The sequence below is a fragment of the Burkholderia sp. Ac-20384 genome (assembly GCF_017104605.1).
GTDB classification, from domain to species: Bacteria; Pseudomonadota; Gammaproteobacteria; order Burkholderiales; family Burkholderiaceae; genus Burkholderia; species Burkholderia lata.
Genome location: NZ_JAAGPE010000057.1, coordinates 34,875 through 43,642 on the forward strand (window position 1 = coordinate 34,875; position 8,768 = coordinate 43,642).

General features: G+C 66.4%; 6 protein-coding genes. 1 reads left to right on the top strand and 5 read right to left on the bottom strand.

Annotated elements, in window-relative coordinates; all coding sequences use genetic code 11:
• Positions 1-67 precede the first annotated feature (67 nt).
• From G3O00_RS13830 to G3O00_RS13845, 4 genes are all read right to left on the bottom strand, one after another.
• Positions 68-1,603, bottom strand: a complete 1,536-nt coding sequence (locus tag G3O00_RS13830; RefSeq protein ID WP_206143283.1) for a catalase — start codon at positions 1,601-1,603, stop codon at positions 68-70.
• A gap of 329 nt (positions 1,604-1,932) precedes the next feature.
• Positions 1,933-3,420, bottom strand: a complete 1,488-nt coding sequence (locus G3O00_RS13835) for an efflux transporter outer membrane subunit (protein WP_206143284.1) — start codon at positions 3,418-3,420, stop codon at positions 1,933-1,935.
• Positions 3,421-3,433: 13 nt separating this feature from the next.
• Complete coding sequence (locus tag G3O00_RS13840) at positions 3,434-5,020, bottom strand: MDR family MFS transporter (protein WP_011355786.1); 1,587 nt, start codon at positions 5,018-5,020, stop codon at positions 3,434-3,436.
• On the bottom strand, positions 5,013-6,134 hold the full coding sequence (locus G3O00_RS13845; RefSeq protein ID WP_206143285.1) for an HlyD family secretion protein: 1,122 nt from the start codon (positions 6,132-6,134) through the stop codon (positions 5,013-5,015). The genes G3O00_RS13840 and G3O00_RS13845 overlap by 8 nt, the downstream gene beginning before the upstream one ends.
• 92 nt (positions 6,135-6,226) lie before the next feature.
• Here G3O00_RS13845 and G3O00_RS13850 point away from each other — a divergent pair, with 92 nt between their 5' ends.
• Complete coding sequence (locus tag G3O00_RS13850; RefSeq protein ID WP_206143286.1) at positions 6,227-7,060, top strand: CerR family C-terminal domain-containing protein; 834 nt, start codon at positions 6,227-6,229, stop codon at positions 7,058-7,060.
• Positions 7,061-7,087: 27 nt separating this feature from the next.
• Here the strand turns inward: G3O00_RS13850 and G3O00_RS13855 are convergent.
• The coding region (locus G3O00_RS13855; RefSeq protein WP_206143287.1) for a mechanosensitive ion channel domain-containing protein at positions 7,088-8,768 on the bottom strand (1,681 nt) is incomplete at its 5' end.

Genomic DNA, 8,768 nt, shown 5'->3' on the forward strand with positions numbered 1-8,768 from the left:
TGATGTGTGGGTAAGGTCGACGTGCGCGGCGCAACCCCGCACGTCGACAGCGACCGGAGCCGCGGGATCAGTTCTCGCTCAGCTTCGCTGCGAGCGCTTGCACTTGCCCGACGTCGGCGTGAACGGCCCGCGCAAGACGCGTGCCGTAGTCGGCATCGGCCTTGTAGAAGTACGACAGCATCGCGTACTGGTTGTGCGCGTTCGTCACCTTGCCGAGATCGCCGGACAGAGCGGTGATCAGGTCGTCCCTGTCCTGCTGCGACAGGCCCCGGTAATACTCGCCCGCCTGACGGAACCGCAGCTTCTTGTGGACCGCTTCCTGCTGCGTCGTTCCCCCTAGCGCCATGCGCACGGACTTGTATTGCGGATTCGGTGCGAGCTCATGCAGCGTCGACGGTTCGTAGTTCACCTCGCCCTTGCGGTCGCCGGCGTTCATCTTGCCGTCCTGGTTGTTGTTGACCACCGGCACGACGGGCCGGTTGATCGGCAGGTCCATGTAGTTCGCGCCGAGCCGGTACATCTGCGTGTCCGCGTACGCGAACAGGCGATCCTGCAGCATCCGGTCTTCGGACGGCTCGATGCCGGGCACGAGTCGCGACGGCGCGAACGCCGATTCCTCGGTCGACTGGAAGTAGTTGTCGGGCACGCGGTTCAGCGTCATCGTGCCGATCTTGCGCTCGGGGACGCCGGTCCACACCTTCGTGTCGTCCAGCGCATCGAAGTCGAACCGGTTCAGGTCCTGCGGTGTGAGCACCTGCACGTACAGGTCCCACTTCGGGAAGTCGCCTTGCTTCAGCGCGCCGTACAGGTCGTTCGTCATCATGTTCCAGTCGCGCCCGATCGATGCGTCGATGTCTTGCGGACGCAGGCCGTGCACGCCTTGCTGGCTTTTCCAGTGGAACTTCACGTAGTGCACGTCGCCGTGCGCATTGACGAACTTGAACGCATGCACCGCGAAGCCGTCCATGTGACGATACGAATCGGGCATACCGGCATTCGTGTACAGCATCGTCAGCATGTTCGTCGCTTCGGGCGTGTTCGCGAAGAAGTCGAATGCGAGGTTCGGATCCTGCACGCCTGTCACGGCGCTCGGCTTGTTCGCGTGAACGAAGTCGGGGAACTTGATGCCGTCGCGAATGAAGAACACGGGCCAGTTGATGCCGACCATGTCCCAGTTGCCCTGTTGCGTATAGAACTTCACCGCGAAGCCGCGCGGATCGCGTGCCTGCTCGGGCGAGCCGCGATAGCCCATCACGGTGGAGAAGCGCACGAACACGGGCGTGCGGGTTCCGGGTGTAAAGACCTTCGCCTTCGTCAGGTTCGAGATGTCGGCGCTCGGCACGAACTCGCCGAATGCGCCGGTGCCGCGTGCATGCACGACGCGTTCCGGAATGCGTTCGCGATCGAAGCGCTGCAGTTTCTCGATGAGTGCGGAGTCTTGCAGGAGTACGGGGCCGGCAGGCCCGGCCGTCTGCGAATTCTCGTTGTCGCCGACGGGGGCACCCGTGTCTCGAGTGAGTTCGGCGGCATGGGGGGACGCGGAAAGTGCGACGCAGATCGCGGCGACTGCGTGTCTCAGCACGCGATGGGAGGTTGAGGACATGACGATGGAACTCCTTGAATCCGATCGGTGGTGGGGAAGCCGACTGAATTAGAAGAGATCGTCAGATGATTGGCTAATTGATATTCGATATGTTTTCGATAGCGTCGTCGTCGATGCGGCACGAGCGCGATTGTTTTCAGCGCTGACGGAGAATATTGTTGCGCACGCAATGAGTTGCTTCGTCGCGCATCTTGAAGCGATCCGTGAACGTCGAACGCAGACGACTGAGCAGGCGATGCCTCGCATGGGCTCTGCGATCCGCATTCATGGATCGGTGTCGCAGCGGCCTCGAAGGACCCGGCCGCCGCGTGGCACCGATCAACTCGCCGTCAACCCGCGCCTGCCTGCCACCCGAGCCCAAGGCTCTTCTGCACCGACACGTAGTCCTTGATCAGTTCGGCTTGCCCGGCGATGACGTTCTGCTGCGCGGACAGCGCTTCGCGTTGCGTATCGAGCAGGTCGATCATCGACGCGACACCGGCACGATAGCGTTCGTCCATCAGCGTTCGGGAATGCACGGCCGACGTCTGCACCTTGGTGAGCGCAACGACGTGCTCGCGCTGGTGCCCATAGCGCTGCAGTGCCGTGTTGGCGTCCTGCAACGCACCGAGCACTGCCTTCTGATAGTTCGCTTCCGCTTCGTCACGCGATGCTTCGGCCGCGCGCACCGCGCCGCGCGTGCGCCCGAAGTCGAGAATGTTCCACTGCAGATACGGTGCGCCGACCCAGGTGAAGTTCTGCTTGCGGAACAGGTGACCTGGGTCGGTCGCGCTGAAACCGAGATCGCCGAGCAGCGTCACCTTCGGGAAGTAATCGGCGACATGCTCGCCGATCTGCGCATTGCTCGATGCGAGCCGGCGCTCGGCCGCGCGAATGTCGGGGCGCTGTTTCAGCAGCGTGGCCGGATCGCCGATCGCAACGCTGCCGGGCAGCGTCGGCAAAGGCGCGTCCGATGTCGACAGCGTTGCGTCGAGCGCGCCGGGCGCGCGGCCCGTCAGGATCGCGAGCCGGTCGAGCGACTCCGTCACCTGCGCGTCGAGCGGGATCAGCGACGCGCGCGTGGTTTCGACCTGTGTGGTCAGGCGTTCGATGTCCACGTCGGCCGCGACGCCGCGCACACGGCGCTGCTGCGTGAGTTCGAGCATCTGTTGCTGCAATTCGGCGGTGCGCTGCGACAACGCGAGTCGCTGCTGCTGGTCGCGCAGGTCGACGTACGCATTCGCGACTTCGGCCGCGATCGACACCTGCGTATCGGCGAGATCGGCGTCGACCGCTTCCGCCTGTGCGGACGCGGCTTCGACCGCGCGCCGCGTGCCGCCGAACAGGTCGATTTCCCAGGTTGCGTCGAAGCCTGCCGAATAGAGCTGCAGCGGACCCGAGCCACCCAGCGAAGGCGATGTGCCACCCGACTGGCTCGAGCCGTTCGACGGCAGCAGCGAACCGAGCGCACTGACGTCCGGCTCGCGCATGCGGATGGCGGCAACGGTGGCCGACGATTTCGGCAACTGCGCCGCGCGCTGTTGCGAGAGCTGCGCGCGCGATGCGCGCAAGCGGGCCTGCGCAGCGTGCAGATCGGGGTTGTACGCGAGCGCGGCGGTGATCAGGTCGTCGAGCTGGCGATCGTTGAGCGCATGCCACCATGCGCTCGGCGCGGGCGCAGCGGTGTCGACACCGGAGGCCGGCGCGCGCACGAAGGTCGCCGCATCCGGTGCGGCGGGCGCGCCGCGGTAGTCGGGGCCGACCGTGCAGCCGGCGAGCAGGCACGCGGCCGCGCACAGCGTGAGCGCAGGGCGACGGGGCAGGGAGAAGGGTTTCATCGCGTAAGACGGTTCAGTGGCCGGACGACATCGGTTGCGGCCCGCGCGGCGTTCTCAGCAGCAGCGCGAGCGGCACGCAGGCAAGCAGCGCGAGGCCCAGCAGATAAAAGGTTTCGGAATAGGTCATCACGACCGCCTGGATCTGGATCTGCTGCGCCAGCTGTCCGAGCGCGCGCATGTTCGAATACGCGAGGTCGCCGGTGTGCGAGAACCAGTTGGCCGCGTAGGCCGACAGCCGGTCCTGCCCGATCAGCGAGTTCGCGGTCACCGATTCTCGGAGCGCGGCCGTATGGAAGGTCGTGCGCCGGTCGATCACGGTGCCGATGATCGCGAGCCCGATCGAGCCGCCGAGATTGCGCGCCATGTTGTAGAGCCCGGCGGCATCGCCCGAGTCTTCGCGCGCGACGGCTGCCATCGATGCCTGGTTGAGCGGCATCATCGCGAGCATCTGCGCGACACCGCGGATCAGTTGCGACCAGACGAAGTCGTGCCCGACGCTTTGCGCGGTCAGGCTGATGTCGAGCATGCAGCTCAGGCAGAACAGCAGCAGCCCCGAGATCACGAGGATGCGGAAGTCGACCTTGCCGAGCAGGCGCGGCAGGATCGGCATCACGAGAAAGGCCGGCAGCCCCGACAGCAGCATGATCGAGCCCGCCTGTTCCGCGTTGTAGCCGGCGACGATCGCGAGGAATTGCGGCAGCAGGTAGGACACACCGTACAGCCCGGCACCGACCGCGGACACGATCACGATCACGCTCGCGTAGCGCGGGTTGCGCATCAGCGACAGCCGCATGATCGGCCGCTTCGCAAAGATCTGCGACAGCGCGATCAGGATCATCCCGGCGAGCGACACGAGGCTCAGCGTGACGATCATCTGCGATTCGAACCAGCGTTCGCGCTGACCTTCCTCGAGCACGACGGTGAGCGAGCTCAGGCCGATCGCGAGGCCGAAGATCCCGAGCCAGTCCGCGTTGAGGAATGAATGCCATTGCGGACGGTCCGACGGCAGCCCGAATATCAACAGCGCCATCAGCAACAGACACACCGGCAGGTTCAGGAAGAAGCACCAGCTCCAGTTGACGTTCTCCGCGAGCCAGCCGCCGAGCACGGGGCCGAACAGCGGTCCGAGCAGCACGATCAGGCCGAACAGCGTCATGCCGACCGGCAACTGCGACAGCGGCAGCCGCGTGCGGATGATGGTCTGAGCGGTCGGGATCAGCGCACCGCCGGTGAAGCCCTGGCCGATCCGGCCGGCGATCATCATCGGCAGCGAATGCGACCAGCCGCACATCATCGAGAACACGATGAACAACGCGGAGTTCGTCAGCAGGAAATTGCGCAGCCCGAACACGCGCGTGAGCCACGCGGCGAGCGGGATCATCACGATCTCCGACATCAGGTAGCCGGTCGAGATCCACGTGCCCTCGGTGCCGGTCGCGCCGATTTCGCCCTGGATCTGCGGCAGTGCGGAGTTCGTGATCGAGATGTCGAGCGTCGCCATCAGCGCGCCGAGCGCACCGGCCGCGACCGCGATCCAGTCGGTCACGCTCGCGCGGCCTTCGTGCGGCGGCACGGGCATCGTGGCGGACGGTTCAGCCATGATGCGTCTCGTCGCGGGCCGAGCGCGTATCGACGTCGACCGTCACCGACAGCCCCGGCAGCAGCATGCGCTGCGCGCGGGCATTCGCGGCGAGGCGGATGCGCACCGGCACGCGCTGGACGATCTTCGTGAAGTTGCCGGTCGCATTCTCGGGCGGCAGCAGTGCGAACTGCGCACCCGTGCCGGGCGCGAAGCTGTCGACGACGCCGGACAGCGCGCCGTCCGGCAGCGCGTCGACGTGCAGTTCGACGGGCTGGCCGATGCGCATGTTGCCGATCTGCGTTTCCTTGAAGTTCGCGACGAGGTAGATCGCGTCGACGGGCACGACGGTCAGCAGGCGCGTGCCGGGCTGCACGTATTGACCGACGCGCACCGTGCGATCGCCGACGCGGCCGGCGAGGGTGCTGCGCACGATCGTGTTGTCGAGATCGAGCTGCGCCTGCGCGGCGCTGGCCTGCGCAGCTTCGAGCTGCGCGCGCGCCTGCTGGAGTTGCGCGGTGAACGATGCGATCTGCGTGCGCGCGGCAGCGATCGACGCATTGTTTGCGGCGAGCGTCGCGGCGGCCTGATCGCGCGTGCTCTTCAGGTCGGCCACGCGTTCGTGGGTTTCGGCGCCGGTCGCGGCGAGCGGTGCATAGCGCGTGTATTCGTCGCTCGCGTGCTGCGCATTGATGCGCGACACCTTCGCCTGCGCGTCGGCCTGTTCGAGATTCGCATGCTGCTGGCTGATGTCGGCCTCGGCGCGAGCGATGTCCGCGCGGCGCGCGTCGACGGTCGCAAGCGATTGCGCAAGCGCGACCTGGTACTGGCGAACGTCGAGCCGCACGAGCGGATCGCCGGCCTTCACGGCCTGGTTGTCGCGCACATACACGTCGGTGACGTAGCCGGCGACCTTCGGCGCAGCGGTCATGCTGTCCGCCTGCAGGTATGCGTCGTTGGTGCTCTCGATGAAGCGGCCGACCGTCCACCAGCGGCCGAGCCAGACGGCGCCGCCGATGGCCGCAATCACGGCGGCGACGATCAGGACGCGCCGCTTCGATCCGGTTCCGCTGCGCGGGGTTGTTCCGTTTTCCTGACGATTTGCTTTCTGTGGCGGGTCTTGCAGCGTCGACATGCTGGCGTCCAATTTATTCCGAGTGGAATAATTATTCCAGTTGATAAAATTGTGTCAAGTAGAATGTCGGTCGATCGAATGACGAGGAAGGCATGAACGAAGCGAAGAAGCTGCGCCGTACGTCGGCGGGCGGCTACGCCCGCGGCGACGAAACGCGCCAGCGGATCATCGAGGCGGCGATCGAACTGTTCGGCGAGCGCGGGTTCGCGGGGGCATCGACCCGCGAGATCGCCGCGATGGCCGGTGTGAACGCGCCGGCGCTCCAGTACTACTTCGAGAACAAGGAAGGCGTGTACCGCGCGTGCGTGGAGACGATCGCGGAGCACGGCTGGGAGGTGTTCGCGTCGGCAGTCGGCCATGCGAGGGCGATGCTCGATGCGAAAGCGGACGTCGACGTGCTGATCGACGCGTTCGTCGGGCTGCTGCGCGCGTTGTCGGACCGGATGTTTACGGCGCCGAAGACGATGAACCAGCGGATGTTCTTCGCGCGCGAGCAAAGCGGCCAGGAGCCGGCGAGCGCGAGCGAAATCCTGATGAAGCGCATGCGCAAGCCGCTCAACGACGTGAGCGCCGAGCTGATCGGCCGCATCTCGGGGCGGCCCGCCAACGATCCCGTTACGCGCTTGCGTGCGCTGAGCCTGTTCGGACAGCTCACGGTGTTCCACCTTGCGCAGCGTTCGGCGCTGCAGTTGCTCGAATGGGAGGCGTTCGAGGGCGAGCGCGCGGAATTGCTGATCGACACGATCGCCGAGCAGACACGCTTGCTGCTCCAGCAATGGCACGCGCAGCGCGACGAATTGGCGGCCGATCCGGAAGCCGACTCGAAGCGGAGGCCGGGCGCCGCGGCGAAACGCGCGACGAAGCCGGGAGCATCGATGCCCGCCGCGAAAAGCGCCCGGCGCGTGAACAAGCCCGCCGCGCGTTAAACGCGGCGCGCCATCGGCCGCGGCCGGTCAACCGGGCTTGCGCGCCGGTTCGGCGGGCGACGGTGGTCGGGCCGCTGGTTCGGCAGCATGGCCGTTGTCGCCGTTGCTGCCGATTTCGTCATCGACCACAGGCCGCGATCCGTCCGCGTACGCGACGACGCTGCGCTGCGGATTGGCGATCCGGATGCCGCGTTCGCGGAACGTCTCCGCGATCCGCCGGTTGAATTCGCGCTGCACGCTCCAGCGCGTCGAGTCCGTGCATTGCATCTGTCCGGCCAGCGCGAGCGTCGCGCCGTCGACCTGGTCGATACCCCAGTAGCTGAAGTCCGACAGGATGCCGTCGTGGTACTTCGGATCGTCGCGCAACGCGGCGCCGATCTCCTTCAGCGTCGCGATCGCGAGATCGATATCCTCGCCGTAGGCAATGCTGATCTTGACGGACGCGTTGCCGAGCCCGCGATTCGTATTGTTGACGGTCGTCACCGAGCTGAACGGGATCGTGTAGAGCGACCCGTCGCCCGCGCGCAGCCGCACGGTGCGGATCGACAGGTACTCGACCGTGCCCGACACGCCGGCGAGCGTGACCCAGTCGCCCACCTGCATCGCGTTTTCCATCAGCAGGAAGATCCCGGTGATGAAGTCCTGCACCAGCTTCTGCGAGCCGAAGCCGAGCGCGACGCCGAAGATGCTGGCGCCGGCAAGCAGCGGGCCGACGTTCACGCCGAGCTGGCTGAGGCCTGTCAGCACGACGACGAGCGCGATCATCACGAACAGCAGCGAGCGCAGCATCGGCAGCAGCGTGCGCAGCCGCGCCGCGCGCATGAGATTGCCTTCGCGCGTCCATCGCTGCAGCCGGCGCTCGATCGCGATGTTCGCGGCTTCCCACACGACGAGCGCGACGATGGCCGCGATCGCGATCGTCACCAGCGCCGACGCGAGCCGGTGGCCGATCGTGCCGGTTTCGAACGCGCGGAAGATCGGCACGCCCCAGATCTGCAGCAACAGCAAGAGGGTCACGATGCCGATTGCGCCCGACACGATCTGGCGCAGCAGCGGGTAGTAGCGGTACGCGTGCGCATGGACGAGCGTGCGGTCTTCGTCGCGGCCCTGGAACAGCCGCGCGAGCGCGCCGAACACGACGATCGACACCATCCGCATGCCGATCAACACGGCGATCGAGCGGCCGCCGAGCGTGATCAGCACGCGGTAGCCGTTGTGGACGTCGAGCGCCCACACGAACCACAGCGCCATCACGATGAATACCGAGACGGGCGCCCATGCGTCCGCGAGCGTGTTGGCGATCATCGCGAAGGACGGACGATCCTCGGCGGCCGAGCGGATCCGCGCGGCGACTGGCAGGCGGCACTGCAGGATCAGCGCCGAGACCATCAGGTGCCCGACGAGCGCGACGGCTTTCAGCAGCGCGACGTGACCGGCGTCGCTGAGACCGAAGTTCGCGGCAATCTCGACCGCGGCCGTGCAGGCGCCGACCACGATCACGATCCGCGCGATCGAGCGTTGCGCGAAGTCGGCCCATGCGTCGCTGATATGCAGCAACCGCAATTGCCGCGCATCGGGCTGGAAGAACAGCCGGCTGACGATCGTGACGAGCCGGCAGATCACGTAGATGTCGATCAGCGCTTCGAGCGCGGATTCGATCGGGGTGCCCGTATCGCCGATCACCGACATCGTCAGGCTCGCGACGCCG